We start from the raw sequence: 26,970 nt of genomic DNA on the forward strand, positions 1-26,970 counted from the left end.
GGCAGTGGCTGCCGCACCACCGCGGCCCGACCGGCCGGGTCGTCCTCGCACCGCCGACACCCGAGGGACAGCCACACATGACCGACACCGAGACCGGCACCGACCCCGCATCCGGCACCGCCAAGCGCCGCAGCGTCCGGGTGGAGCCCAGCGCGAGGCGCGTCCGCGTCTTCCTGGGCGGCCAGATCGTCGCCGAGTCCACCCGCGCCCTGATGGTGTGGGAGTCGCCGCACTACCCGGTGTACTACTTCCCTCCCGCCGACGTCCGGGAGGACCTGCTCTCGTCCGACGGGACCACCAGGCACTCGCCCCGCCGCGGCGACGGGCGCAAGCACACGGTGCGGGTGGGCGACATCGAGGCGCCCGGAGCGGCGATGTACTACGGCGAGGACGCCTTGGTCGAGGAGATCCGCGGCTTCTACCGCTTCGAGTTCGGCGCCATGGACTCATGGTTCGAGGAGGACGAGGAGATCTTCGTCCACGTCCGCGACCCCTACACCAGGATCGAGATCCTGCCCACTTCGCGCCCCGTACGCATCGAGGTGGGGGGCGTCACGATCGCCGAGTCCACCAGTGCGCGCATGCTGATCGAGACCGGGGTGCCGATCCGCTACTACCTGCCGAAGACCCATGTCCGCATGGACCTGCTCGAACCGAGCGACACCTCCACGGGCTGCCCGTACAAGGGAACCGCGCAGTACTGGTCGGTCCGGGTGGGCGACACGCTCCACAAGGACATCGCGTGGTCCTACCGCACGCCCACCGCGGAGAGCCAGAAGATCGCGGGACTGATCGCCTTCTACCGGGTGGACATCTACGTCGACGGCGTACTCCACCCGGAGACGCCGCGCCCCCGGGCGCTGTCCTGACCCAGTCGACCGCCCGGCCGGCCGCGAACCACAGGTCCGGCCGTCATGCGTCGGCGAGGCTTCGCTGTATGCGGCTGGCCAGGGCGCTCACCGGGGGGAGCGACATCGCCGCGCGTGCGGCGTTGGCGCCGGGAGCACCGTGGACCGCGCCGCCGGGGTGGGCGGACGCCGACGCCAGGTACAGCCCTCGGATCGGCGTCTCCGGCCGGCCGAGGCCCGGGACCGGGCGGAAGACCAGCTGCTGGTGGAGCGCGGTGGTGCCGGCGTTGAGGGCGCCGCCCTGCAGCGCGGCGTCGAGGCCCTGGAGCGCCGGGGGCGCGAGGATCCGCCGGCCGCGGATCAGGGCGCGGAAGCCGGGCGCGTAGCGCTCGACGGACGCCTCGATCCTGTCGGCCATCGTGTTCTGCTCACCGGCGTCCCAGCTCCCGGTGATCCCTTCGTCCCCCGCGTCGCCCTTGATGACCTGCGGCACATGGGTGTACGCCCAGGCGGACTCCGTGCCTGCCGGGGAGCGCGTCGGGTCGGCGGTCGTCATCTGCCCGAAGAGCGCGAACGGCCGGTCCGGCACGTGGCGGGTAGCCAGTTGCGCCGCGAAACGCGTCAGGTCGTCCACACCGTCCGCGAGGTGCACGGTGCCCGCCTGCCGCGCGGGGAAGGCCGTCCAGGGCACGGGGCCGTCGAGTGCCCAGTCGACCTTGAAGGTGGAGAAGTCCCACTGGAAGTGGCCCAGCTGCCGCAGCAGCCCGGCCGGAAGGTCGCCGGGGCTGAGCATGTGCTCGTAGAGCAGGGGCGCGGGTACCGCCGCGAGGACGGCCCGGCGCGCGGGGATCTCCTCGCCGTCGGCCGTGCGCACCCCGACCGCACGGCCGGAGCGCACCACGACGCCGCTGACCCGGCGGCCGCAGCGCACCGTGCCGCCGCGGCGCTCCAGCCGGCCGACCAGCGCGGTGGTGAGCATGCCGGCGCCCCCGACCGGCACCGGAAAGCCGACGTCCTGGCCGAGCATCGACATCAGCCAGCCGAAGATGCCGCTTCCGGCGCTCTCCGGTGAGAGGTCGGCGTGCAGCGCGTTGCCGGCGAGGAGCAGCCGGCCGCCTTCCCCCGCGAACTGCTCCTCGCCCATCGTGCGGGTCGGCAGCAGCGCCGTCCGGGCGAAGCGCAGAGCGCCCGCGGGGCCCAGCCGCGCGGCCAGCCGCGCACCGGCACGCACGGGCGGGAAGGGGGTGAACAGGCAGCCCAGCAGGCTTTTCCCGACCCGCTGCCACAGGGCGTGCCATTCCCGCCAGGAGGCTCCGTCCCCCGGCGCGAAGGAGTCGAGGCCCGCCGCGGTGACATCGAGGTCGCGGCTGAGCACGGCGCACCGGCCGTCGGCCAGCGGATGGGCCAGGACGGCGGGCGCGTGGCTCCAGCGCAGCCCTTCCCGCTCCAGGTGGAGCGCGTGCAGCACCGGGGACGCGGCTGCCAGGGGGTAGAAGGCGCTGAAGACGTCGGTGACGAAGTCGCGGTCGACGCCGCGGTCACTGCGGACGGCGCCCCCCGGTTCGTCCTGCGCCTCCAGCACCTCGACGCTCCATCCGGCGTCGGCCAGCACGTTCGCGGCGATCAGGCCGTTGGGGCCCGCGCCGATGACGACGGCGTCAGGCATGCGTACCGCCCCGCGAGGTGCTCGCTCGGGACCCGCTTTCGCGGCGCTTCGCGCCCCGCTGCTCGCCGGCCGAGCCCTCGACGACCTCGGCGAGCCGGGCGAGCATGTGGCGGTGCCGCCAGTGCAGGACGACGTCCATAGCGGCGTTGTGCACGGTGCCGCCCAGCCCGGTCAGCGGGTGCTCGTCCACGATGACCAGGCTGCTCTCCCGGCCCCAGGGCCGGATCTCGATGTCGACGCGCGCGGTGCCCAGGCGTCCGCTGTCCACTTCCAGCGCGAGCCTGGAGGGGCGCTCCTCCTCGCGTACGACGGTGGTGCCGGTCAGGGACCAGGGCCCCAGCTTCACGTCGTACTCCAGGCTCGCCCCTTCCTGTGGCCAGTCGCCCTCGGCGCTGCGCGATTCGGATGTCCCGGTGACCCACTCCGCGTAGGCGCGGCGGTCGGCGAGCACCGCCCACACGTCCTCGCGCGGGCGCTTGACCAATTGGTGGCGTACTGCCATTTTTCCCTCCAGCGTGGGGGGCGTCCGTCGCACCGTTGTCCTGGTGCCACACACTCACGCATTTCCCACCTCACCTGGCCAAAACGCCGCCACGCTCTGTTTCGCGACGGTGGCGGAGCCGGTCCGCCGTGCGCGGGGCGGTCGCACGGCGGGGGCCCTGCCGTTCGCACGGCAAGGCCCCCGCGTGTCCGGACCTGGGGTTCAGCGCAGTCGCGCCGCCTGCGAGGCGGGCAGCGCGGCCGCCGGGCCGCCCGCCGGGACGGCGGCGCTCGGGCCGCCCGTCGCGCCCCGGCTGCCGGCGCCGGGGCGCGGGGCGTGCGCCGGCGCCGGCGCCGGGAAGCCGCCGACCAGCGGCAGGTTCATGCTGGACCGGGACAGGTCCAGGCTGATCGTCGGCTTCGTGGACGGGGCGACGATCAGCCCGCTGTCGGTCCCGGCGACGATCAGGGCGAGCCGGTGCCCGGCCGGGACCACATGGTCGGCCCTCCTTGAGGTGCTGGTCGAGAACCAGGGCCGGGTCAACTACGGGCAGGGCATCCACGACCGCAAGGGCCTGCCGGGCGACGTCCGGCTCGACGGCCGCCCGCTGCGGGAGTGGACCAGCCGCCCGCTGCCCCTGACCTCGCTCGACCCGCTCGCCTTCTCCCCCACCGCCGCGCACCCGGTCGGCCCCGCCTTCCACCGCGGCCAGTTCGACGTGGAGACCCCCGCCGACACCTACCTCGACCTCACCGGATGGACCAAGGGCAACGCCTGGATCAACGGCTTCCACCTCGGCCGCTACTGGTCCCGCGGCCCCCAGCGGACCCTCTACGTCCCCGCGCCCGTGCTCCGCGCCGGGTCCAACGAGATCACCGTGCTGGAACTCCATGCCACCGCCCACACCACCGTGGCCCTGCGCGACACGCCCGACCTGGGCCCGCTGGAGGAATAGCCGAGGAGGTGGACGAGGCCGCGGCCGGACCGCCGCGACGCTGCCCGGTCCGGCCTTTGCCCCGTCCTACCCGCTCACTGGTCACGCCGACGGGGAACCCGCGCCCTCGCGCCGCCGTCTCAGCTTTCGGTGGACGATCGGGAGGGGACGGGAATGGGCTACGGGGCGGGCAGGCGGCTGAGATGGCGTTGGGCGGCCGCGGGGGGAGCGCTGGCGGCGGCCGGGCTGGGCGTGCTGATCGTGCACGACCACGCGTCGCCGGCGGCACCGCACGTCGACACGGCGCTCGACCGCGCGGTTCTTCCCGTGGTGGACCGCTACGTGGTCACGGCCCCGGGAGGTCCGCTGGAAGGCGATGAGCCCGCCGTGCCGAGCCCGGCGGCACCGCGCGGCTTCTGCACGGAGCGGGTGGTGGAGATCCGCCCCGCCGGGACGGCTCTGCGGGTGGGGCTGGTCGCCTGGTGCGGGCATTTCGTCCGTGCCGGCACCGACGTCAACGCGACGGACGAGGTGGTGACGGCCGGTGTGCTGACCGTTTCACCGGCCTCGGCTCCTCAGCGGGTGACCGCGGCGTCCTGGGAGCCCGACGACGAGCTCTCCTCGTGGGCCCCGGCCCACTTCTCCTCCGGAGGCGCCGCCGAGGTCGAGCGGATCCTCGGCAACAGCGCGGCGCACCTCACCGGGCCCGAGGCCAAAGCGCGCGCCGCGTTCGGCCTGCCCGCGCCCGCCGCCGGCTGACGGCAGGGGACGCCCTTCCACGGCGGACAGGCCGCCGCTCGCACACGCTCGGCGGGCCGCGGCGCGATCCCGTAGGCGAACACACGACCGGTTCCGGTCATTCGTTCGGCACCGGCCGCGGCCCCGGCGCGCCCGGTCCGGACCAATGGGGTCGCCGGCTGGGACGGGCCGCGGCCGCCGGCGTCGTGCCCGGTCGCGCTCGGGTGGCGTACGACCGGGGCATTGCCAGTGGCACCCCCGCACCGGGCGGCGGTAAGGCTTCCGGTTGACACCCGCCCCGTACCCACACGCTCCGAACGGCGGGGCAAAACAGCCCTCTTGCCGAATCTCGCCCCTTGTCGCCGCCGACGCGCGCTGCCTACTCTGGCGCTTCGTTTCCCCGGCAAGCCGGGCTTGCCGCTCGCTCCGCCGCACCATGTCCTACCGATCACGCACGACCGGCTCATGTTTTCCGAACAGCATCGGACAGGTGGCGCCTCTCGTACGAGGGCGCGAGCGAGAGCGGGGACCACGCGTGTCACAGGCGACTTCCGAGACAGGGACAGCGGGCGCCGCGCGCGCCGGTGAACCGGACGGAAGCTCCGCAGCGGCGGCGTCCGGCCGGTTCCGGCCCGGCCGGGACGTCCTGCTCCTGTGGTTCGCCTGCGCGACCGACGCGATCGGCAGCAACGCCTCCGGCATCGTGCTGCCGCTGGTGCTGCTGGGGCTCGGCCACTCCCCCGCCTTCGTGGGTGTCGTCGCCAGCGCCTGCACCGCCACGGGGCTGCTGGTCGCGCCGCTCGTGGCATGGCCGGCCGATCGGGGCGCCCGCAAGGCGGTGATGTTCTGGTCGGCCGTCGTCGCGGCGCTGGCCACGGGCGTCCTGGCGGCGGCGCTCGCCGGCGGGCACCCCCCGCTCACCCTCCTGCTCGGCGCGGTGCTGGCGGAGTGCGTCGCCGCCGCCTGCTACAAGGCCGCGGCGCCGGGCACCGTGGCACTGCTCGCCGCGCCGTCGGACGTCCCGCGCGTGGTGGCCGGCATCGAGGCGGGCGAGCAGGGGGCGCTGGTCCTCGGCCCGGCCCTGGGCGGCGCGCTGTACCAGGTCTCCCGGATGCTGCCGTTCGCCGTGGACGCCGTCTCCTACGCGGTGACGGCGGTGTGCGTGCGGTCCATGTCCTCGGACCTGCGGGCGGTGGACGCGCCGGCCGCCGCGCCCTCGGGGCGGCGGCGCGGGAGCGGCCGGGCGAAGGAGGACGGCCTGCGCGCCGGACTGCGCCTGATCCGGTCCTCGCCGCTGCTGCGGCTGGTCACGCTGTGGGCCACCACCGTCAACGGCGTGCTGGCCGCGCTGACGTACCAGACCGTCTTCGCACTGAGCAGGCACGGGCACGGCGCGGCCCCGATGGGCCTGGTGCTCGCGGTGTCCGGCACGGCGGGGCTTCTCGGCGCGCTGGCCGCGCCCTCGCTGGTGGCCCGGGTGGGCGCCCGCCGGGTGCTGGTGGCGGTCACCTGGCTGCTGCTGCCGCCGGCTGTCGGCCTCGCCGCGGCCGGCAGCGCCTGGGCCTTCGGCGCACTGTTCGCCTTCATCTGCCTGCTGCTCCCGCTGACGTCCGTGGTGCTCCAGTCGTGCGCGGTCCGGGCGGTGCCGCCCGGAGCCCAGGCCCGGGTGGCGGCTGCCCTGACGGTGTGCGCGGGCCTGGCCGTGGCGCTGGCCCCGGCGCTGACGGGCACGCTCGCCGCGCGCGTCGGTACGGCCGCGCCGCCGCTCGCCTGCGCGGCCGTACTGGCCGCCCTGGCGCTGCGCACCACCCTGGGCGGCCCGCGCCCCCTGCCGCTGGAGGATCCCGCATGAGGCCCGCCGCCACCCCCGGCGCGACCGGGTCGGGCACCACCACGGCCGCCCCCGGCGGCCGGCACGCCCGCTACCGGCTGTTCGTCCCCGCGCTGCCCGACCCGTGCGCGCAGGACCCGGCGCACATGGTGTTCACCGCCGACGCGGGCGGGCGCTGCGAGGTCTTCACCTGGGACGCGGGCACCGGACAGGCGCGGCAGGTCACCGACCGGCCGCTCGGCACGCTCCGCGCGACGATCGATCCGGGGAGCCACGTCTGGTGGTTCGACGAGGACGCCGACGGGGTGGGCCGCTGGTGCTTCCAGCCCTTCGCGGGAGGCGCGGACCGCGACGGCCTGACCGGCGTGGCCGCCGGTACTCCGCGCGGTCTGTGGGTGGGGGACGACGGCACCGTGGTCATGGGCATCGGCTACGGCGACAGCACCGCCGTCCTGCGCGGAGTGCGCGGCGGCCCGGCACGGCAGATAGCCCGGCTGGAACGCTTCGCCTCCGTCTCCGGCGCTGCCCGCAGCGGAGGGCAGCTGCTGGTGGCGGTCACCGGCTCGGCCCGGTCCGCGGACGCCGTGACCGTCCTCAGGGCGGAAGGCGAGGACCCTGCGGAGGGCACGGGCGGCGGGGACGGCGCGGTCCGCGCGGTGCTGCCGGGGACCGACGGCGCCCTGTGGTGCCGCGGCTTCTCCGTGGTCCCCGCGCCGGGCGGCCCGCAGACCGAGCTGCTGCTGGTACGCGAGACCGGCGGTGGCTACCAGCTGGCCGGGTGGCGTCCGGACACCGGTCTGCGGGCGTACGCGTGGTCGTTCGACACGGAGATCACCGCTCGGTGGTACCCCGCGGGGCCGTCCGCCCGGTCCGTGCTCGTCCGCCAGGAGCGGCACGGCCGCAGCCTGCTGCACCGCGCGGACCTCGACACCGGCGTGCTCACCCGCTTACAGGTCCCGCCCGGGACGCTGCTCGACGCGGCGCCTCGTGCGGGCGGCGATCTGCACTGGCTGTGGACGGACACCGCGCACCCGCCCCGGGCGCACTCCACGGCCGGTACGCGGCTGCCGCCGGCGGGCGGCGAGGACGTCGATACGGACGGCGGCGAGGACGGCGACAGCTTCGGCGACGTCATCCCCGGCACCCACCGCGACCTGTGGACCGAGGGTCCCGGCGGACCCGTGCACACCTGGCTGAGCCTGCCCGAGCAGCGCGGCGGCACCGCACCCCCGGTGGTCTTCCTCGTCCACGGAGGTCCGGCGGACCACGACCGGGACGCGTACGACGGCGTGGTGCACTCGCTGGTCGGTGCGGGGCTGGCGGTGGCCAGGGTGAACTACCGCGGGTCCACCGGCTACGGCCCCCGCTGGCGGCGGGCGTTCGAGTCCGGTGTGGGGCTGACCCAGGTGGAGGACCTGGCCGCCGTCCGCGCGGACCTGATCGGCCGTGGCCTGGTGCGGCCCGACGCGGTCGCCCTGTGGGGCACCTCGTGGGGCGGCTACCTCACGCTGCTGGCGCTCGGCACCCGTCCCGGCCTGTGGCAGGCCGGCGTCGCCGTCAAGCCCGTCGCCGACAGCGTCAGGGCCTACCGCACCACGACCGGCGCCCTGCGCGCCCTGGACGAGCGGCTGTTCGGCGGCACCCCGGACGAGGTGCCCGAGGCCTACCGGCGCAGCTCCCCCCTGCACTACGCGGCCCGGGTCCGCGCCCCGCTGCTGGTGATCGCGGCGACCCGGGACGTCAAATGCCCGCCCGGCCAGGTGCGCGGCTATCTGGCCGCGCTGGACGCGGCCGGGGTGCGCCACGAGTCGATGTGGCTGGACACCGGGCACGACGGCTACACCGGCGCCGACCACGCGGCCCTGCTGCGTCGCGCCGTGCTCTTCCTGCTCCGCGAACTGCGCGGCCCAGCCGCCGCGCCCCCCGCTCCTTCCGCCGAACGGCGGAAGGCCGCGGACAGCCCGCCGGCCCGCGGTCCGGCGACGTCCGCACCGTCCCGCACCACCCGTGCACGTCGAGCCAAGGAGTAGCGGCCATGCAGAAGGACCTCATTCACAACGACCCGCTCACCGACGAGGAGGAGAACCGCTCGGTCTCCGTCGGTGTGACGGTCAGGATCAGCGTCGCACAGCCCGACGACCAGCCGGAGATCTGACCGGTCCGGCCGGGCCGACGCGTGTCGGCCCGGCCGGGTGTGACCGGGCGAACCGCCCGGCGGGGCCTGCGAACCGGGCGGCCCGGTCCGCAGGCCCTACCGGGTCGGCAAGCCCGTACATCACGCACTCGGCACGCCCCACAAGTCCGTGCGCCCGCCCGGCCCGGCCGTCCACGAGGAGTCGTCTTGCGCGTCCTGCTGATCAACATGCCGTGGTCCCCGATCGACGTCCCCTCGCTCGCGGTGGGCATCCTCAAGCGCACCGTGGACGAGCACGTGCCGGATGCCGAAGCCGACGTGCTCCAGGCGCAGTTGGAGTTCGCCGACTGGGTCACCGAGCGCACCGCCTTCACCGCCAAGGACTACGAGTACTACTCCCTGTCCTCGTACTTCCTCGGATGCGGCGACTGGGTGTTCTCCTCCGCTCTCTACGACGACCCCCAGTGGCGCGACGAGGAGTTCACCTCGGCGATGGGGTCGAGGCTCGACCCTGAGAGGTTGCGCATCACCCGCGAACTGCACCGCCTGGCACCGCAGTTCGTGGACGAGATCGCCCACCGGGTGGTCGCGATGAAACCCGACCTGGTGGGCTTCACCTCCACCTTCCAGCAGAACACCGCCGTGCTCGCCGCCGCCCGCCGCATCAAGCAGCTCGACCCGCGCATCCTCACGGCGATGGGCGGCGCCAACTGCGACGGGGAGCAGGGCGCCGCGCTGCACCGCAACTTCCCGTTCGTCGACCATGTCGTACGCGGCGAGGGCGAAGTCGCCTTCCCCGCCCTGCTGAACGCGCTCGTGCGCGGTGAGAGCGACCTCACCGACGTGCCGGGTCTGTGCCACCGTGCCGCGGACGGCGCGAGCGTCGTCAACGCGATCGCCGCCCGCCCGCTGCCGCCGGCGGCCATCCCCTCCCCCGACTACACCGGCTACTTCGAGCGGCTGGCCCGCTCGGTGGCCCGCAACTGGGTCGAGCCCAAGCTCGTCGTCGAGGGGGCGCGGGGCTGCTGGTGGGGGCAGAAGCACCACTGCACCTTCTGCGGGCTCAACGGCTCCTTCATGGAATTCCGCAGCAAGCGCCCGGACACCTTCTACGACGAGATCAACGCGCTCGCCGCCAGGCACCGGGTGCTCGACATGTACGTCGTCGACAACATCCTCGACATGGGCTACCTCACCACGGTGCTGCCGCGGATGGCGGACAGCGGCAACGACCTGCGGCTGCACATAGAGATCAAGGCCAACATGCGCCGCCACCAGTTGCAGATCCTCGCCGAGGCCGGCCTGATCTACGTGCAGCCGGGCATCGAGAGCCTCAACAGCCGGGTGCTCGGCCTGATGGACAAGGGCGTCACCGGCTGCCAGAACGTCCGCATGCTGCGCGACGCCGCCGAGTTCGGCCTGTCGGTCTCGTGGAACTACCTCTACGGCTTCCCCGGCGAGTCCGCCGAGGACTACGACCCGGTCGTCACCCAACTCCCGGCGCTGGCCCACCTCGACCCGCCCGCCGAGGAGGCCAGCCGCATCGCCATCGAGCGTTTCAGCCCCTATTTCAACCGGCCGGAACTGGGCTTCTCCGGCCTGCGCCCGGCCGGGTTCTACTCGCTGATCTACGACCTGCCCGAGGCGGAGCTGTACGACCTGGCGTACGTCTTCGCCTCCCCCAACCGCGGCATCGGCAAGGAGACGGCCGCGGCGCTCGACGCGGCCCTTGCGGCCTGGCAGACCGCGCACCCGGGAGCGCGGCTGACGCACACCGACCTCGGCGACCGGGTCGTGCTGGTCAGCGACCGGCCCGGCTTCGACTGGCGGCAACTGGTGCTCACCGACCCGTTCGAGCTGGCCGTCTTCCGGCTGCTCGACCAGCCGCACACCCCCACGGCGCTCGCCCGCAAGGTCGCGGCGGACGCCGCGGTCCAGGAATCCGCCGGCCAGGACGCCGCGGGCCAGGACGCCGCGGCGGTGGCGGAGGAGCGTGTCCGCGCGCTGCTGGACAGCTGGCTCGGCCTCGGCCTGGTCTTCACCGACAGCGGTCACTGGGTGCAGATCGCGCCGCCCGCGGTCAACCAGGCGCTGCTGCACCTGGAGTTCATGCGGCGTGCCCACGACCTGCTGCCCGACGAGGCCGCGGCGCCCGCCGAACCGCCCGTGCCCTCGGCGCCCGCCGAGCCGCAGCCGCTCGCCCGGCTGTGACCACCCGCACGTCCGACCTGCCAGGAGGTTCAGCCCGATGACCACGAGCACCGTCCCGACCGACGACGCGCCCGCCGCTCCGGACGCCGGCGCGCTGGCTGTCAGCGCGTGGCGCGACTACGACCCCGAGGTCTGCGCCGTACCCGGCATGGGTCTGGGTGAGCGCCGGCTGACCGGACCCGTCGCCGAGGAGGCGACCCGCCTGTGGGCGGACGGCGCGCGCCGGGTCCGGCTGGCCGAGGCCGTCGACCTCACCGCCGCGGGAAGCGCGGACGGCGCGGTGCGGGCGGTCCGCCAGCTGAGCCTGATCCGGGACCTGACGGCCCGGGCGGTGCTGGTGGAATGGACGCTGCGCACGGCCACGGACGACCCGGAGGGCTGGCGGGCGCTGGGCCACCTCCAGCCGCCTCAGCACGTCCACGGGCTGCCGGCCGCCGCAGCCGCCGACCAGCTCCGCGACTGGCGCGAAGGCCACTACGTGGGGCTGTGCCTGTGGCGCCAGGGCCCCGGCTTCGTCCAGATCCGCGACCGCCGGTGGGGCGGCCTGGCGCGGTTCACCGTGGACGAGCCGCACTACCAGCAGGCGATCGCCCGCCTGTCCTACGGCGCCCTCGCCGGTGACGTGCCGGACGACGCCCTGTCGGACTTCCTCGGCGAACGGCTGGTCCTGCCCTTCGGCCGGCTGAACTGGTGGGCGCCCTACCGCGTCGCCCGCTGGAGCCGCGGCGGCATCATGGTGTGAATCGCGCCCGTCGCCGGTGCCGGCGTTCCCTGGCGGGGACATGAGCGCTCGCCACGCCAGGCGCGGGGTGGCCACGGCCTGTCCGACGCCTCACCGCGCCGGCCGCTCAGTCGCCGAAGTAGGCCCTGGCGACGGCGTGGGTGTCCTCGTACAGGTGGTAGCGGGTGATCCGCCCGTCCCGGACCGTGGTGTGCAGGGCGAACACCGTGTCGATGTCCCGGCCCGTCTTCTTGACCTCGGAGACCATGCGCCCGAGGAGCACGACGTCGTCGCCCTCGGCGATGACCTGGCGGAGGTCGAACTCCTTGGCCTGCACATGGTCCTGCAGCAGCTCGAAGAACGTCCGCATGCCTTCCGCCGAGTCGACCTCCGGCACCCACGGAATGCCCGGCGGGTGCGGGATGGAGAACGACACCGAGTCGGCGAACAACGCCGCCGCCTCGGCGCTCTTCCCCTCGGCAAGGAGCGGGAAGAGGCGCTGCACGGTCTGCGCCGGTGATTCTGCTGTCATGCCGTCAACATACCGGTCGGGCGTGCGGCGGGGGCCCGGCAGCCGTGGGCGCTCGTCCGCCGGCGGCGCGGCGGTCGCCGGACGGGTCGGCCGGCCTTTCGCTGCGGCCGGTCCGCTGCCTCAGCGGCCGGCGGAGCGTTGTGCGTGGAAGAAGCGCCAGGCTTCGTCCCGCACGGCCTCGCTGGTCAGCGTGTCCACGGCCAGGCAGGCGAGTGCCTTGGCGCCGTCGAGCATGGCACGCCGACCGCGCTCGCTCGCCGCCGCTTCGGCGAAGGGCACGGTGTGGTCGGAGCCGTCGGCGTCCATGATGGCGAGGAAGGGGTGGATGGCCGGGACCCGTCCGCTGACGTCACCGATGTCGGAGGACCCGAGATAGGTGCCGGCCGGGGGTGGCTGCATGACCCTCCCGCTGCGCCGGACGTGCTCGGCGAAGCGGGCCGCCAGGGGCTCGCTGTTGCGGAAGTGCTCGTAGGCCGCCCCGTCCCGCTCGACCTCGACCTCGGCGCCGATGAAGGCGGCGGCGGCCTGCGCGCAGCGGGTCACGTCATGGATGACGTCCGCCAGCGCGTCCACGGTGAGACCGCGGCAGCCGAACAGCCCCTCCGCCAGGTCGGGCACGATGTTGGTGGCGACACCGCCGCGGGTGATGATGCCCTGCACGTGGGACCCCGGGGGGAAGCGCCGCCCCACCGCGCCGAGCATGGTGAACGTCTCGACCAGTGCGGCCAGCGCGTCGACGCCTTCCGCCGGGTTGCCGGTGGGGTGGGCGGAACGGCCGTGGAACCGCACCCGGATCTGCGCCTGGGCCGTCAGCGGCGCCCGGGTCTGGTCCCGCACCCCGGGGTGGACCATCAGCGCCGCGTCGACGTCGTCGAAGACTCCCGCGGCGGCCAGCGCCACCTTGCCGCCACCGCTCTCCTCGGCCGGCGAGCCGACCGCCAGCACCCTTCCGGCCGCGCCCGCCACCTCCTGTGCGGCGAGGGCGGCGCCCAGGCCGGCCGCGGCGATCAGATTGTGGCCGCAGGCATGGCCGAGCTCCGGCAGAGCGTCGTACTCCATCAGCAACGCCACCGCGGGCCGGGCCGCTGCTCCGCCGTGCGCGACGAAGGCCGTGGGCATGCCAGCGACGCCCGCGGTCACCTCGAAGCCGCCGGCCCGCAGCTCGTCGCCGAGCAGCCGTGCCGCGGCGTGTTCCTGATAGGCCGTCTCGGGAGAGCGGTGCAGCCGCAGGGCGACCTCCCACAAGGCGTCCGCCCTGGCTTCGACCGCGCGCTCCGCCGCGCCGTACAGATCCTCGCCGCTGTCCACGGAACCTCCTGGGATCGCCTTCGTCCGGTTCTTCACCACGCCTACCCAGCCCGGCCGCGGATGCCCCTGCCGCACGGCACGGCATCCGCGGGCGCGCCCGCCGGTGCGATTCCTTCCGTGGCGGGGCGGGATCTGTACGGGCGGGAACCCCGGGTCCGGGGTTCCGATCCACCGGAAGGCAGCGGGAGCGGAAATGAACGGACTCACAGGCAAGGTGGCACTGGTGACCGGTGGTAGCCGGGGCATCGGAGCGGCCATCGCCCGGCGGCTCGCCCGCGAGGGGGCCGCGGTGGCTTTCACCTACGTGCGGGCGGCGGACAGGGCGCAGGCTGTCGCCGACTCGATCGAGGCGGACGGTGGGCGCGCCCTGGTCGTCAAAGCCGACAGCGGCGACCCGCGGGCCGCGGCCGACGCGGTGGAGCAGACGGTGCAGGACCTGGGGCGGATCGACATCCTGGTGAACAACGCCGGGATCTTCACCGGCGGCCCGCTGTCCGAGATCACCCTTGAGCAGGTCGACGAGATACTGGCCGTCAACGTCCGGGCGGTCTTCCTGGCCTCCCAGGCAGCCGCGCGGCACCTGCCCGAGGGCGGGCGCATCGTCACCATCGGCAGCGCGATGGCCGAGCACGTCCCCGGGCCGGGTATGGCGCTCTACACCATGACCAAAACGGCGTTGACGGGTCTCACCAGGGGTTTGGCCCGCGAGCTGGGACCGCGGGGGATCACCGCCACCGTGATCCACGGGGGCCTGATCGACACCGACATGAACCCCGCGGACGGCCCTGCCGCGCCGTTCATGCACACCATCCCGGCGCTCGGCCGCTACGGCGTCCCCGACGACATCGCGGCGACCGTCGCCTTCCTCTGCGGGGACGGCGGGCGCTACGTGACAGGCACCGCGGTCACCGTTGACGGCGGCTTCGCGGCCTGAGCGCGGCCGCGGGGGCCGGGCCGTCACCCACCCCTGCGGCCTGTGCCCTCCCTTCGCCGGTGCCTCACCGGGCGCCGGCGAAGGGAGGTGCGGCCGGCCGCACCGCGGCGAGGCCGAACCACTTCAGCAGCCCGGGGTCGGCGAAAACGGTGATGCGGGAGATCCCGGTGACCGTCACGGTGAGCACCACCACCCCGTAGCCGTGGTAGCGGCCGTCGGGGCCGCGGCGGTAGACGGCGGCGGCCGGCTGCCCGTTGGCCGCGGTCTCCACCATCTGCCAGTCGCCCGGCGCGCCGAGCCCCGCAACGGCGTGCTCGGCGGCCCGGGGGCCGGCGAACCAGGCAGGGGACGGCGGCAGTTCGAGGGTGGCGTCCCTGCGCAGCAGCTGCCGCAGGGCCTCCGGATCGGCGTTCTCGAAGGCGGCGACGTACTGGCCGAGCAGCGCACGGGCCTGCGCGTCGGTGGGTTCGGTGACCTGATCGGCCACGGGGACCACCTCTTCCAGGCGGGCACGGGCACGTTGCAGGGCGCTCTTGACCGCCGTCGTGGTGGTGTCGAGCAGCTGGGCGACCTCGGCCGCCCGGAAGGCAAGGACGTCCCGCAGGATCAGCACCGCCCGCTGCTTCGGTGGCAGGTACTGGAGGCTGGCGATGAGCGCGAGCCGCAGGCCGGCGCGGGCGGCGACGACGTCCGCGGGGTCGTCGGACCCGCCGGTCACCAGGGCGTCGGGAATCGGTTGCAGCCAGGCGGACCCGGCGTCCGCCGCGACCGCCCGGCCGTCGGCCTCCTCGTCCGGGCCGCCGAGGCCGGACGGCAGCGGACGCCTGTCCCGGTTCTTGAGGGCCCGCAGGCAGGCGTTGGTGGCGATCCGGTAGAGCCATACGCGGACCGACGACCGGCCCTCGAAACCGCCGTAGTAGCGCCAGGCCCGCAGATACGTCTCCTGAACCAGGTCCTCCGCGTCGTCGAGCGAGCCGAGCAGGCGGTAGCAGTGCGCCAGGAGTTCCCGCCGGAAGGGCTCGGTGCTGCTTTCGAACTCCGCGGCGTCCGGCCGTGCGGCTTCGGTGTGCGACCTGTGCAATTTCTCGATCTCTCGCGAATCGTCGGGCTCCCCGGGAGCTGTCCCGTGGAGCGGTGGCGGCGGCGCCCGGCGAGCGGGCGCCACGCCGGCAGGGCCTTCGGTGACAAGGACCGGTTCCGGGGTCCGAAACTCATCGCCCGTCACGCGACGGGTTCCGCCGCGCGGAGCGCAGGCCTGTCAGTCGGCGGTCGGCCGGTAGGACAGGACGACGACGCCGGTCCGCAGGGTCCGCACGGCCGTCAGCTCCAGCGCCGCCTGCTCCCCGTCGTGGAAGAGCCGGCTGCCACCGCCCAGGACGAGGGGGTGGACGGCGAGATGGACCTCGTCGAGCAGCCGGTGCTCCAGCAGGGTGCGTCCCAGCGGCCCGTGACCGTACATGATGAGGTCCGGGCCGTCCTGCTGCCGGAGCCCGGCCGCCTCGGCCACGACGTCGCCCCTGATGACGGTGGTGTTCTCCCAGTCGGCCGACGCCAGGGTCGAGGAGAAGACGTATTTGCGCACGGCGTTGATCGTCTTGGCGTATTCGCCGGTCAGGGACGGCCAGGCGGCGGCGAAACGCTCGTACGTCCGCCGGCCCATCAGCATCGCGTCGCTCGCCAGCAGGTGGTCCCGGGCTCTCGCCTGGGCCTCCTCGTCGAAGTAGTCGTTCGCCCACAGGTGCGGGTCGCCGGCGACCCCGTCCAGTGACACGAGCGTCGATTCGATGATCTTCCGCATGGCTTCCTCCGCGTGGCTGTCTCGACGGCCACCGCTCCGCACGCCGGCCGGGCCCGTGACATGCAGACTCATCGGCGGACGGAAAGGAATCGCGGACCGGCCGCGCTCACCCGACGGGCATGGGCGGCGGCGCCCGCGTACTCACCTGTACGGCCCCGGCCGCACCTGCTACCTAGCGCCGGTTGAGTAGGCGCACCGATGAGCGTTCGAGCCCCCGACGGCAGACTCGGTATCACCGACGAGAAAGGACTTCACCATGAAGCGCATCACCGGCGGGTTCGGCCGCGTCGCGACCCTGGTACTGGCCGGAGCCGCGTTCACCGCACTGACCACCGCCTGCTCCCTCGACGACCGTGAGTCGATGTGCATGCCGGACGAGTACCCCGTCACGGCCGTCGGGTACGCCGGCGGCGGCGACGCGTGCGTCACCAAGGGCGAGCAGCCGCCCGAGGGCATGATCCGCTACCCCGCGGGCCAGGTGCCGCAGCACGTGGACGACAAGTGGGACCGGTACTGGCAGACGCACGCCCTCGACAAGAACGGCAAGCTCATCACCGACCCGAACAAGGTGCGCAAGAGCTGACCCGCGCTCAGTCCTTCACCGCGCCCGCGGTGACGCCGGCGGCGACGTAGCGCTGCGCGAGGACCAGCAGGACGGTTGCCGGGACGGAGGCCACGACGGCGGTCGCCATGATGGCGTTCCACTCCTGGTTGTTGTTGCCGATGTATTTGTAGATGCCGAGGGTGATCGGCTTCATGGTGCCACCGCCGTCGAGTGTGGTGGCGAAGACGAAGTCCGACCAGGCCCACAGGAAGCTGAACAGCGACACCGTGACGATGGCGTTGCGGGAGACCGGGAGCACCACCGACCGGAAGGTCCGCCACACGCCGGCGCCGTCGATCTTCGCCGCGGAGATCAGCTCGTCGGGGATGCCCGACATGAAGGCCGCGAAGATCATCACCCCGAAGGGCACCGCGATGGTGGAGTCCGCCACCACCAGGCCCCACCAGGTGTTCATGACACCGAGCTCCAGGAAGACGCCGTAGAAGCCCATCGCCATGACGATGCCGGGGATCATCTGCGCGATCAGCAGCAGCAGGCCCACCGCCCCGGCGCCGCGCGGGTGCAGCTTCGCCATCGCGTATCCGGCGGGCGCCGACAGGACGAGGGTGACGGCGACCGTGCCCAGGCCGATGAGCAGGCTGGTCCCGAGGTAGGGCAGCTGGTCGTCCAGGACGGCGCGGTAACCACTGAAGGTGGGGTGCAGCGGGAGCAGGTCCGGCGGGTCCTTGCGCATGCGGCTCTGCGGCGTGAGCGAGACGTTGACCATCCAGTACACGGGGAAGAGCATGATCGCGGTGAGCACCACCCCGACGACGGTGTTGCGGCGGTTGCGGGCCACGGGCGGCTTCATATCGCCTGCCTCCTTTGAATCCGGACGTAGAGGCCACCGAAGACCAGAGCAATGAGGATGAGGATGTTGCCGACCGCCGCCCCCGGGCCGAACTGCGGGAGGAGCGAGCCGAAGCCCAGCCGGTAGGACCAGGTGGCCAGGGTCGAGGAGGAGTCGCCCGGGCCGCCCTTGGTCATGATCCAGATCAGGTCGAAGACCTTGAGGGTGTAGATCAGCCCGAGCAGCACGGTGATCGCGGAGACCGGCCGCAGCAGCGGGAAGGTGATGCGGCGGAACTGCTGCCAGCCGTTCGCACCGTCCAGCGACGCGGCCTCGTACAGCTCGGTGGGGATGTTCTGCAGCCCGCTGTAGAGGATGACCAGGTTGAAGGGTATGCCGATCCACACGTTCGCGATGATCACCGAGGTCAGCGCCCAGTGCGGCGAGGTCAGCCAGTCCACCTGGCCCACCCCCACCAGGTGCAGCCCGTAGTTGACCACCCCGGACTCGCTGTTGAGCATCCACGACCAGGTGGAGGCGGACACGATCAGCGGCAGCAGCCAGGGGATGAGGAACAGCGCCCGCAGGGTCGGGGCGAGCCGGAAGCCGCGGTTGAAGAACACCGCGAGGGCGAGCCCGATCAGGTACTGGAAGAGGATGGACACCAGCGTGAAGACCACGGTGTTGCGCAGTGCGGTGCCGAAGGCGGGATCGTGCAGCACCTGGTGGAAGTTGCCCCAGCCGGAGAACGGCGCCCCGCCCTGCACGAACGACCGCACCGTGTAGTGCCGCAGCGACAGGTCCACGTTGCGGTAGAGCGGATAGGCGTAGAAGACCCCGAGGTAGGCGGCGACCGGGGTGAGGAATCCCCAGGCGGCGAGTTGCGTCGTCCGGCGGCCGCGGCGACCGGCGGTGCCCGACACGGTACGCGGCTGCCCGTGGGGCGCCCCGGGCGCAGCTGACGGCGGCTTCAGGCCGTCGGCGTGGGCGGTGGTCATGCGTGCTCCTCGATCGGTGGCTGCGGTGGCGGGCGCGGGTTGCGCCCCCGGGGCTGCGGACCGCCGCGGACCCGGGAGGCGGGGCCGCGGCGGCGCCGGGTCCGCCGTGCCGCCGGGACGGGCGGCGACACGGCGGGGTGCGAGCCGCCCGGGACAGGCGTCCCTGCCGGGGCGCCGTCCGGGGGCGGAAAACTCAGTTCTTGTGGTTCTCCACGGCCTTCTGGGCGGTCTCCAACGCGGACTGCGGGCTCTTGCCGCCGGAGAGCGCCCCCTGTACGGCGGCCCACAACTGCTCCGAGATCACCGGGTAGTTGGTGCCCAGCCCGTTGCTGGTACGCCCGCGGGCGGCGGCGACGGCCGCGACCCAGGGCTTCAACTCGGCGTCCTTGGACACCTGCTGGCTCTGCACCGTGGTGGTGGGAGCGACGTAGGACAGGGTCGTGTCGGTGGCCAGCAGGTTCGGGTCGCTCGTCAGGCACGAGACGATCGCCGCGGTGGTCTTGTAGCGCCCGGTGTCCTTCTGCACCGGCACGGTCACGAACTCGCCCCCGGTGGGCGCGGGAGCGGCCCCGCCGGCGCGGGCGGGGATGCTGATGACGCCGTAGGGGAAGCCGGCCTTCTTGGCGTTGCCTAGCTGCCAGGTGCCGTTTTCGCCGAAGGCGTACTGGCCGGTGGCGAATTCCTGCCAGCTCGTGGTCTGGGTGTTGGTCAGCACGTCGTTGGGCGCCAGGCCGTCGGAGACCCAGTTCTTCCACAGCGACAGCGCCGCCTGGCCGTCGGTGCTGTCCAGGTGGGTCAGGTCGCCCTTGGCACCCCAGAACCACGGCAGGAACTGGAAGCTGCCCTCCTCGGTGCCGATGGCGGAGAAGGTGATGCCCTTCTTACCCGCGGACTTGACCTGCTTCAGTGCCGCGTTCAGGGAGTCCCAGTCCTTGATCGACGCGGGGTCGACATGGGCGGCGTCCAGCACGTTCTTGTTGTAGAAGAGCGCCAGCGTGTTGGCCCCGATCGGAATGCCGTAGGCGGCGCCGTCCTGGGTGCCTGCGCCGATGATGTTCGGCTGGATCGACGTGGTGGGCACGCCGACGTCGCCCATCTTGTTGAGTATCCCGGCCTGCACGAGGGTCGACACGACGGGGTTGTCCACCAGCATCACGTCCGGCGCGTTGCCCTGCTGGGCGGCCAGCAGGGCCTTGTTGCCCAGGTCGGTGGTGTCGTACGCGGTGCGCTTGACGGTGACGCCGGCCTTGGTGCCGCACGAGGCGACCAGCTTGGCCCAGTCCGACGAGCCGTCGAACTGCGGGTAGGGGTCCCAGAAGGTGTACGTCCCCGAAGCGGCGGACGATCCGCTGCCGGAGCCTCCGCAGGCGGCGATGCCGGCCAGGGCGGTGCAGGCCGCAACGGCAGCAGTGGCGATGCGTGTGATTCTCATGGCGGTCCTTGCTCGATGCGTGAGGGGTGCTGGGCGGACGGATGAGCGGGGCGGACGGGTGGGTGGTACCGCTAGCGGAAGGGGAGCCACACCCGCATGGCTCCGTCCTCGCGGTTGGCCCACGAGTAGTAGGGGACGGCGGTCAGGACGAGGTCGCCGTCGGACGGCGCGGCGGGCGCGCCGGCGGGTCCGGTGCTGCGGTGGTACGGCCACCAGCCGTCGTCGGGCGGGGTCCGCCGGTGCCCGGCGGCGGTCACCGTGACGACTCCGCCGAGGAGTTCGGGCCGGCGCTCCTCCGTGAGCGGCCGGGCGAGGTCGATGACGATGTCGTCCAAGCCGCCGCCGGGGTGGTCGACACCTTCCAGGCAGTAGACGACAGGGCCCCTTTCGACGGCGACGCAGCCGCGTACCGCGTCCACCCGCGGATCCGCCTCGACCAACCGCGGTGCGATGTCCAGGTCGAGCGTCACCTCGTCACCCGGGGTCCAGTTGCGCTCCAGGCGCAGCCAGCCGCCGTCCACGACGGCGGCCCCGGTCGCCGCGCCTGACACCTCGACCGTCCGGCCGGTGCACCACTGCGGGATACGCAGGGACAGGGTCCACGGCCGGTCCGTGGGCCCGTCCTCCACGGTGACCGTGATCCGGCCCGCCCAGGGGTACTCGGTGTGAACGCTAACAATAGTCGGCGTGCCCAGCAGGTCGCCGGTGTAGCGTCCGGTGGCGTACTGGTGGATCTGCAGGCCGTCCGCATCGGTGGAGGTCATGTAGTGCTCGAGGCTGGCCAGCAGCCGCATGACGTTGGGCGGGCAGCAGGCGCAGCGGAACCACCTGGTGCGGCGGGCGGACTGGTCGCCGCCGGTGTCGGTGTGTCCGTCACGGACCTGGAGCGGGTTGACGTACAGCCAGCGCTCACCGTCCAGCGAGACGGCGGCGAGGAAACCGTTGAAAAGGGTGCGCTCGATCAGGTCGCTGTATTTCGCCTCGCCGGTCAGCAGGGCCATCCGCCAGCTCCAGTGCACGGACGCGACGGCGGCGCAGCTCTCGCAGTAGGCGCGCTCGTTCGGCAGCTCGTACGGGTCGCCGAAGTCCTCCTCGTCGTGATGGGCGCCGAGTCCCCCGGTGACGTGGGTCTTGGTCGCCACCATGGCCGTCCACAGCCGCTCGCACGCCCCCAGCAGCTCACTGTCGCCGGTCTCGGCGGCGAGGTCGGCGGCGGCGGCCAGCAGGTACAACTGCCGCACCGCGTGACCCTCGACGTGTCGCTGCTCGCGCAGCGGGACCCGGTCCTGGCAGTAGGCCTCGCCGCCGAGGAGGCCGTGGCCGTGGCGGTCCACGAAGTAGCCGGCCAGGTCCAGGTAGCGTCGCTCCCCGGTCTCCCGGTAGAGCTCCACCAGCGCCGTCTCGACCTCCGGATGCCCGTCGAAGCCGTCGATCTGCCGGTCGGACCCGAAGACCGAGTCGAGGTGGTCGGCGAACCGGACCGCCACGTCCAGCAGCTCCTTCGCACCCGTGGTCCGGTGATGGGCGACCGCCGCCTGGATCAGGTGGCCGGCGCAGTACAGCTCGTGCCCCCAGCGCAGGTCCTCGTAGCGGCGGCCGTCCTTGGTCACCTGGAACCAGGTGTTCAGATACCCGTCGGACTGCTGTGCGGCGGCGACCAGGGCGGTGACGCGGTCCACCTCGGCGGCGAGTACGCCGTCGTCGGGGGTCCCGGACGGGCCGAGCTGCCAGGCGGCCGCTTCGAGCCACTTGTAGACGTCGGAGTCCATGAACGGGAAGTCGCCCTGGAAGGCTCCCCCGGCGGTGCCCGCCGCCAGGCGCAGGTTGTGCAGGTTCCCCGCGGACTCCAGCAGTCGCGCCCCCTGGGGGATGCCGACACGGGCGTTGACCTCGCGGCGGCCGTGCCAGAATCCGCCCAGGATCTCCGCTGCCACCGCGGGGGTCAGGGCGGTCCGGGCGTCGCGGCCCGGTCGGACAGGACCGGCCGGAACGGGCGGGGCCGGATTGCTGTGGGACATGGATCTCCCCTGGGATGTGCGGTCTGTGTCAGGTGGAACGTCGCCAGGACAGGAGGACCGGCCGGCGGAAGTGCGGGTCAGCACGGATCCGCAGCGGGTTGCCATGAGCGCGAAGGACTTTGAGCAACGGTTTTCTTGCCCGCAACCTAGAAGCGTCGCCCAGTGCCCGTCAACCCTCGCGCGGGCCCTAAATCCGTCTCCCTCCAAGACTTGGGATACGGGGAGCCTGCTGGCAGGATGAACGCGACTATGTAGGTGAGCAAAGGATTGCCCGTGGCAGAGACTGACCGGCGCCCGTCGACGGGACGCGTGACGCTGGCGGAAGTGGCCGTCCTGGCGGGCGTGAGCGTGGGTACAGCCTCCAAGGCCCTCAGCGGCAACGGACGGATGCGGCCCGAGACCCGCGAACGGGTACTGAAGGCGGCGCAGCGCCTGGACTTCCAGCCCAACGAGCAGGCCCGTGCGCTGCTGGCCGGCCGTACCTGGACCGTGGGCCTGATCACCACGGACGGCATCGGCCGCTTCAGCACCCCGGTGCTGCTCGGCGCCGAGGACGCGCTCGGCGCCGGCAAGATCTCCGTCCTGCTGTGCGACACCCGCGGCGACGCCATCCGCGAACGCCACTACGTGCAGACCCTGATGGCCCGCAGGGTCGACGGCATCATCGTCACTGGACGGCGCACCGACCCCAGGCCTCCCCTCCAGGGCCTCGAGAACGTGCCGACCGTGTACGCCCTCGCACCCTCGGAGGACCCCGCGGACATGTCGGTCGCCTCCGACGACGAGGGCGGCGCCCGGCTCGCCACCGAGCACCTGATCGCCTCCGGACGGCGGCGCATCGCCCACGTGTCCGGCCCCGCCCACCACGCGGCGGCCCGCCACCGGGCGGCCCTCACCCAGGACCTGCTCGGCCGGGCGGGGCTCGAACTGTCCGGCGGCCAGGTGTATTTCGGCGACTGGAGCGAGTCCTGGGGGCGGCGGGTGGCGCGAACCGTGCTGCGCGCGGCCCCGGACACCGACGCCTTCTTCTGCGGGAACGACCAGATCGCGCGCGGGGTCACCGACACGCTCCGCGAGGAGGGTCACCGCGTCCCTGACGACATCGCCGTGATCGGCTACGACAACTGGGACATCATGGCGCTGGCCGCCCGGCCCCCGCTGACCACGGTCGACATGAACCTGGGCGAGATCGGCCGCATCGCCGCGCTGCGGCTGCTGGGCGCCATCGACGGCAGTACGGCCGCGGGTGTCCAGACCGTTCCCTGCCAGCTGGTCATCCGCGAATCGGCGTGACGGCCCGGCCGGTCGCCTCCTCGGATTTCGGGGGCGACCGGCCGGGCTGAGTCACCGACCCGGGAGTCGGCGACCGGATGTCACTGTGCGGTGAGCTTCCACAGGTGGTCGGCGGTTCCGTTGTCGTCCCATTGCAGGACCTGGGCGCCGCTGCTGGTGCTCATGTTCTGCACGCCGAGCAGCAGATGACTGTTGCTGTTGACGATCTTGTAGTAGCCCGTGCCGTCGGGCACCGGACTCCACAGGTGGTCGGCAGTTCCGTTGTCGCCCCAGATCAGCGCGGTGCCGCCGTCCGAGGTGCCGGCGTTGGTGATGCCGAGGAGCAGACCGCTCGCCTGGTTGCGGATCTTGTACAGGCCGGACCCCGCGGACACCAGGGTCCAGGTCTGGGTGGACGAGGAGTTGAGGGTGGCCTGGTCGACCAGGGTGCCCTGGGCGGTGCCCGAGTTCTGCGTGTCCAGCGCGAGTCCGCTGTTCTTGTTGGTGATCCGGTAGTTGCCGTCGAGCGGGGTGGATCCGCCGCCGCTCCCCGGCGTGATCACCAGGTGGTAGCCGTCACTGGAGTTGGTGGTCACCGGGACGGTGAGGGAGCCGTTGGTCACGGCGTAGTTCGACTCGGACAGGGTGATCGGCCCGCTCACCGCGGTCGTACGGCCACGCGAGGGGGTGTACTCGACCTTCACGTGCACGGTCGAGCCGAATGCCGGCAGCGCGTTCAGGCCGTTGACCTGCACGGCCGAGTCGCCGGAACCGCCGCCGAAGATGACGTCGACCTCGTTGCCCGCGCTGTTGCGCGAGGCGGCCCCGTCGATGCCGGTCTGGGCGGGGGCGGTGGTGGTGAGCATCGAGCCGCTCATGTCGGCGTACCACTTGTACAGCCAGTAGGCGCCGTTGGGGCTGCCGCCCTGCCCGGTCAGCAGGTCGCCCAGGGCGCCGGACTGGTTCCAGAAGGCCAGTTCGGCGTCATGGACGCCGAGCCGCTCGAACTTCGCGACGTAGCCGACCAGCGCGCCGGGGATGCCCACCTCGGACGGAGCCGCGTACTCCTCGATCGCGATGGGGCGCGGTGAGATCCCCAGGCTCTTCTCGAGGTTGGTGACGGTGGTGATGTCACCGGCGATCTTGGAGGAGCGGATCAGTTCGTGCCAGGCGATGATGTCGGGCACGGTGTTGGTGGCGACGGCATGCTGCAGGAAGTTCTGCATGTCGCTGATGTTGTCGGAGAAGCTCGGGCCCTGGATCGGCGTCGTGGCGTCCTTGGCGCGGATCTCGCGGTAGGTCGTGGTCCAGAAGTCCTCGAAGGTGCCGTTGGCGGACTTCCAGGTGTTGTCGGACTCGTTCCACGGGGCGTACGCGGCCAGGTTGGTGATGCCCGAGGCCTTGGTCTGCGCGATCTGGTCGTCGACCACGCTCAGCCAGTTGCTCCAGCTGAACTGGTACGGCCAGCCCGCGTAGTAGTCCGACAGCCGGTTGACGACCTTCGCACCGGCGCGGGCGGCCTTGGGTGCCACGGTGAGGACGTCGCCGGTGCCCTGCTGGTGGCCGCCCTGGGGTTTCTGGACGAAGGTGTTCGGCTTGATCGCCTGCACCAGGCTGTCGGCCGGAGTGGTCGCGTTGGCGAGGCCGTACAGGCTGCCGGTGGCCACGTGGGTGACCGGGCGCAGGACCTGGTTGGCGTTGACCACCAGGGTCGTGGACGGAGTGGGTGCGGCTTGGGCGGACGTGCCGACGAGCGCGGCCGTGGCCGCGGTCAGCGTTGCGGCTCCCAGGCCCATGGCACGGCCCAGCGGCCGGCCGGGTCGGAAATGCGCGAATCCACGCATGGCGAATTGCCCTCCTGACGAGTGGGGGTAGAGCGTGCACCAGCCGATGGCGCCTTCGCCGACAGGGACCGTCCGTCCTACGGCACCGTGTCGCCGGCGCACGGCAGGGAAAACGCTGCGCAACAGAGCAAACGATTTTCCGCGCACACCGTAGGAGCGTTCCAAGGCAGGGTCAAGGGATCGCGCAGGATCGGCAGGGGACTCCGTACGGGCCGCACATGGCTACGTGACGAGGCGTCGGCTCACCCTCTCGTGGCTACGCGGCGCCCGCGACGACATCACTCACGTCCGGGAAGGAGACGGCTCACGGCACAGAATTTCCCAGCAGGCTGCGAATGTTTCGCCGGTAGGTAAGGGCACGCTGCCCGCGACCGGGCGGGCACCGGGGCTCGCTCCCGGCACGGAAAAGGGCGCGGCCCCGGACCGGCTCGGGCACGTGGCACGTGGCACGTGGCACGTGGCACCACAGTCCACGATTCTCGCCGTCCAGGGAAGAAGGCCGAAAATTTCGGTACCGGAGCGTTGACCTTTCGGCCCCCGCGGGTCCACACTTGCCACCGTTTCACGTCGGGCACGTCCTGACGCTGAGACAGTCTCCGACGACTACCGAACCTCGTGAATGGCCCCCCACCGCGTTCCCGGGCGGCGGCGCGCTGAGCGGCGTGCCCCCCGGCCGGACCGCCAAGAAATGAGGTCGAAGTGATCCCAGAGCCGAGCCGTTCCCTCCAGCGGCGAGCAGGGCCGCCGTGCCGTCCGGCTGCATGTGAGCGCAATCAAACGCACCGGATTTCCTCCTCGCCCAAGGAGTGTGTTCTGTGAAACAGACGTATGGCTTCCGCCGCTACAGGCCGCTGCTGATCGCCCTGCTCTCCACCGCGCTGGCCGCCGTGGGCGTCTCGTTCGTGGCAACCTCCGCACAGGCGGCAGGCGGCTGCCGGGTCGACTACAGCGTCACGAACCAGTGGCCCGGCGGCTTCGGCGCAAATGTTAGCGTTACCAATCTGGGTGCGCCAGTCACCAGCTGGCAACTCTCGTGGGCTTTCGCCAGCGGACAGACCATCACCCAGTTGTGGAGCGGCACCTACACCCAGACCGCCACCCAGGTCACCGTGACCAACGCGTCCTGGAACGGCAGCCTGGGCACCGGCGCCTCCACCAGCTTCGGCTTCAACGGTGCCTATACCGCCACCAACCCCGTCCCCGCCGTCTTCACGCTCAACGGCACCGCCTGCACCGGCTCCGCCACCACCACTCCGCCGACCACGCCACCCACCACGCCACCCACCACGCCACCCACGACGCCGCCCACCACACCCCCCACGACCCCGCCGACGGGCGGCACGTGCTCGCTTCCGTCGACGTACCACTGGTCCTCGACAGGTGCGTTGGCGCAGCCGGCCAACGGGTGGGTGTCGCTGAAGGACTTCACCAACGTGGTCTACAACGGCAAGCACCTGGTCTACGCCTCGAACGTATCCGGCTCCTCGTACGGTTCGATGGCGTTCACCCCGTTCACGAACTGGTCCGACATGGCCTCAGCCGGCCAGACCGGCATGAGCCAGTCGGCAGTAGCCCCCACCCTGTTCTACTTCGCACCCAAGAACATCTGGATCCTGGCCTACCAGTGGGGCGCCTGGCCCTTCATCTACCGCACCTCCAGCGACCCCACCAACCCCAACGGCTGGTCCGCACCACAGGCACTGTTCACCGGCAGCATCCCCAACTCCGGCACCGGCCCCATCGACCAGACCCTGATCGGTGACGGCCAGAACATGTACCTGTTCTTCGCCGGCGACAACGGCAGCATCTACCGCGCCAGCATGCCCATCGGGAACTTCCCCGGCAACTTCGGCTCCTCCTACACCACCGTGATGAG

The 26,970-nt window shown here is 72.5% G+C and carries 22 protein-coding genes and 2 pseudogenes; 12 read left to right on the forward strand and 12 right to left on the reverse strand.

Going from position 1 to position 26,970, the window contains the following annotated elements:
- Positions 1-77 precede the first annotated feature (77 nt).
- Positions 78-869 carry a DUF427 domain-containing protein gene (locus BUE44_RS25695; protein ID WP_073501390.1) on the forward strand — a complete coding sequence of 264 codons (792 nt, stop codon included), beginning with the start codon at positions 78-80 and terminating at the stop codon, positions 867-869.
- Between the two features lie 43 nt (positions 870-912).
- On the opposite strand, the gene BUE44_RS25700 is transcribed toward BUE44_RS25695, so the two are convergent.
- The 3 genes from BUE44_RS25700 to BUE44_RS36700 form a co-directional block, all read right to left on the reverse strand.
- A complete protein-coding gene (locus tag BUE44_RS25700) occupies positions 913-2,514 on the reverse strand; it encodes a phytoene desaturase family protein (RefSeq protein WP_073501364.1) in 1,602 nt (533 codons plus the stop codon).
- Positions 2,507-3,016, reverse strand: coding sequence for an SRPBCC family protein (locus BUE44_RS25705; RefSeq protein WP_073501365.1), 510 nt, complete (start codon positions 3,014-3,016; stop codon positions 2,507-2,509). The genes BUE44_RS25700 and BUE44_RS25705 overlap by 8 nt, the downstream gene beginning before the upstream one ends.
- Positions 3,017-3,217: 201 nt before the next feature.
- Positions 3,218-3,490, reverse strand: coding sequence for a hypothetical protein (locus BUE44_RS36700; RefSeq protein WP_407640057.1), 273 nt, complete (start codon positions 3,488-3,490; stop codon positions 3,218-3,220).
- A 19-nt stretch (positions 3,491-3,509) separates the two neighbouring features.
- Here BUE44_RS36700 and BUE44_RS25710 point away from each other — a divergent pair, with 19 nt between their 5' ends.
- From BUE44_RS25710 to BUE44_RS25735, 6 genes are all read left to right on the forward strand, one after another.
- Positions 3,510-3,950 carry a beta galactosidase jelly roll domain-containing protein gene (locus BUE44_RS25710; protein WP_322940662.1) on the forward strand — a complete coding sequence of 147 codons (441 nt, stop codon included), beginning with the start codon at positions 3,510-3,512 and terminating at the stop codon, positions 3,948-3,950.
- A gap of 129 nt (positions 3,951-4,079) precedes the next feature.
- A complete protein-coding gene (locus BUE44_RS25715; RefSeq protein WP_143172584.1) occupies positions 4,080-4,688 on the forward strand; it encodes a hypothetical protein in 609 nt (202 codons plus the stop codon).
- Between the two features lie 514 nt (positions 4,689-5,202).
- Positions 5,203-6,519, forward strand: a complete 1,317-nt coding sequence (locus BUE44_RS25720; protein ID WP_235002449.1) for an MFS transporter — start codon at positions 5,203-5,205, stop codon at positions 6,517-6,519.
- The gene (locus BUE44_RS25725; protein WP_073501367.1) at positions 6,516-8,528 is read left to right on the forward strand and encodes an alpha/beta hydrolase family protein; all 2,013 of its coding nucleotides are present in this window, start codon (positions 6,516-6,518) and stop codon (positions 8,526-8,528) included. Before BUE44_RS25720 ends, BUE44_RS25725 begins: the two co-directional genes overlap by 4 nt.
- A 311-nt stretch (positions 8,529-8,839) precedes the next feature.
- Entirely contained in the window at positions 8,840-10,843 is a 2,004-nt protein-coding gene (locus tag BUE44_RS25730) for a RiPP maturation radical SAM C-methyltransferase (RefSeq protein ID WP_073501368.1), read from the forward strand.
- A 37-nt stretch (positions 10,844-10,880) separates the two neighbouring features.
- On the forward strand, positions 10,881-11,585 hold the full coding sequence (locus tag BUE44_RS25735) for a DUF5825 family protein (protein ID WP_079190083.1): 705 nt from the start codon (positions 10,881-10,883) through the stop codon (positions 11,583-11,585).
- 106 nt (positions 11,586-11,691) lie between these two features.
- On the opposite strand, the gene BUE44_RS25740 is transcribed toward BUE44_RS25735, so the two are convergent.
- Positions 11,692-12,096, reverse strand: coding sequence for a nuclear transport factor 2 family protein (locus tag BUE44_RS25740; RefSeq protein ID WP_073501369.1), 405 nt, complete (start codon positions 12,094-12,096; stop codon positions 11,692-11,694).
- 120 nt (positions 12,097-12,216) lie between these two features.
- A complete protein-coding gene (locus BUE44_RS25745) occupies positions 12,217-13,404 on the reverse strand; it encodes an amidohydrolase (RefSeq protein ID WP_073501370.1) in 1,188 nt (395 codons plus the stop codon).
- 193 nt (positions 13,405-13,597) lie between these two features.
- On the opposite strand from BUE44_RS25745, the gene BUE44_RS25750 reads away from it, so the two are divergent.
- The gene (locus BUE44_RS25750; protein WP_073501371.1) at positions 13,598-14,338 is read left to right on the forward strand and encodes an SDR family NAD(P)-dependent oxidoreductase; all 741 of its coding nucleotides are present in this window, start codon (positions 13,598-13,600) and stop codon (positions 14,336-14,338) included.
- 64 nt (positions 14,339-14,402) lie between these two features.
- Here BUE44_RS25750 and BUE44_RS25755 read toward each other — a convergent pair whose 3' ends face one another.
- Together BUE44_RS25755 and BUE44_RS25760 are read right to left on the reverse strand one after the other, a co-directional pair.
- Positions 14,403-15,419, reverse strand: coding sequence for an RNA polymerase subunit sigma-70 (locus BUE44_RS25755; RefSeq protein WP_073501372.1), 1,017 nt, complete (start codon positions 15,417-15,419; stop codon positions 14,403-14,405).
- 177 nt (positions 15,420-15,596) lie between these two features.
- Positions 15,597-16,136, reverse strand: a complete 540-nt coding sequence (locus BUE44_RS25760) for a dihydrofolate reductase family protein (protein ID WP_073501373.1) — start codon at positions 16,134-16,136, stop codon at positions 15,597-15,599.
- Positions 16,137-16,392: 256 nt separating this feature from the next.
- Here BUE44_RS25760 and BUE44_RS25765 point away from each other — a divergent pair, with 256 nt between their 5' ends.
- Positions 16,393-16,719: an SCO0607 family lipoprotein gene (locus tag BUE44_RS25765; protein ID WP_073501374.1), complete on the forward strand. Its 327-nt coding sequence runs from the start codon at positions 16,393-16,395 to the stop codon at positions 16,717-16,719.
- Positions 16,720-16,726: 7 nt separating this feature from the next.
- On the opposite strand, the gene BUE44_RS25770 is transcribed toward BUE44_RS25765, so the two are convergent.
- The 4 genes from BUE44_RS25770 to BUE44_RS25785 all read right to left on the reverse strand — a co-directional run bounded on the left by BUE44_RS25770 (position 16,727) and on the right by BUE44_RS25785 (position 21,978).
- Positions 16,727-17,551 carry a carbohydrate ABC transporter permease gene (locus BUE44_RS25770; protein WP_073501375.1) on the reverse strand — a complete coding sequence of 275 codons (825 nt, stop codon included), beginning with the start codon at positions 17,549-17,551 and terminating at the stop codon, positions 16,727-16,729.
- Complete coding sequence (locus BUE44_RS25775; RefSeq protein WP_079190084.1) at positions 17,548-18,528, reverse strand: carbohydrate ABC transporter permease; 981 nt, start codon at positions 18,526-18,528, stop codon at positions 17,548-17,550. The genes BUE44_RS25770 and BUE44_RS25775 overlap by 4 nt, the downstream gene beginning before the upstream one ends.
- Positions 18,529-18,721: 193 nt before the next feature.
- Complete coding sequence (locus tag BUE44_RS25780; protein ID WP_073501376.1) at positions 18,722-19,960, reverse strand: sugar ABC transporter substrate-binding protein; 1,239 nt, start codon at positions 19,958-19,960, stop codon at positions 18,722-18,724.
- Positions 19,961-20,031: 71 nt separating this feature from the next.
- Positions 20,032-21,978 (reverse strand): glycoside hydrolase family 127 protein, encoded by a 1,947-nt coding sequence (locus tag BUE44_RS25785; RefSeq protein ID WP_073501377.1) that lies wholly within the window; start codon positions 21,976-21,978, stop codon positions 20,032-20,034.
- A 273-nt stretch (positions 21,979-22,251) separates the two neighbouring features.
- Here BUE44_RS25785 and BUE44_RS25790 point away from each other — a divergent pair, with 273 nt between their 5' ends.
- Positions 22,252-23,271 (forward strand): LacI family DNA-binding transcriptional regulator, encoded by a 1,020-nt coding sequence (locus BUE44_RS25790; protein WP_073501378.1) that lies wholly within the window; start codon positions 22,252-22,254, stop codon positions 23,269-23,271.
- Positions 23,272-23,351: 80 nt separating this feature from the next.
- Here the strand turns inward: BUE44_RS25790 and BUE44_RS25795 are convergent, their stop codons facing one another.
- A complete protein-coding gene (locus BUE44_RS25795; RefSeq protein ID WP_079190085.1) occupies positions 23,352-25,094 on the reverse strand; it encodes an RICIN domain-containing protein in 1,743 nt (580 codons plus the stop codon).
- 902 nt (positions 25,095-25,996) lie between these two features.
- On the opposite strand from BUE44_RS25795, the pseudogene BUE44_RS39835 reads away from it, so the two are divergent.
- Together BUE44_RS39835 and BUE44_RS39840 are read left to right on the forward strand one after the other, a co-directional pair.
- Positions 25,997-26,266: pseudogene (locus BUE44_RS39835) on the forward strand (cellulose binding domain-containing protein); the annotation flags it as partial.
- Positions 26,267-26,410: 144 nt separating this feature from the next.
- A pseudogene (locus BUE44_RS39840) lies at positions 26,411-26,970 on the forward strand (non-reducing end alpha-L-arabinofuranosidase family hydrolase); the annotation flags it as partial.

Origin of the sequence: Actinacidiphila paucisporea, from assembly GCF_900142575.1 — a bacterium.
GTDB lineage: Bacteria > Actinomycetota > Actinomycetes > Streptomycetales > Streptomycetaceae > Actinacidiphila > Actinacidiphila paucisporea.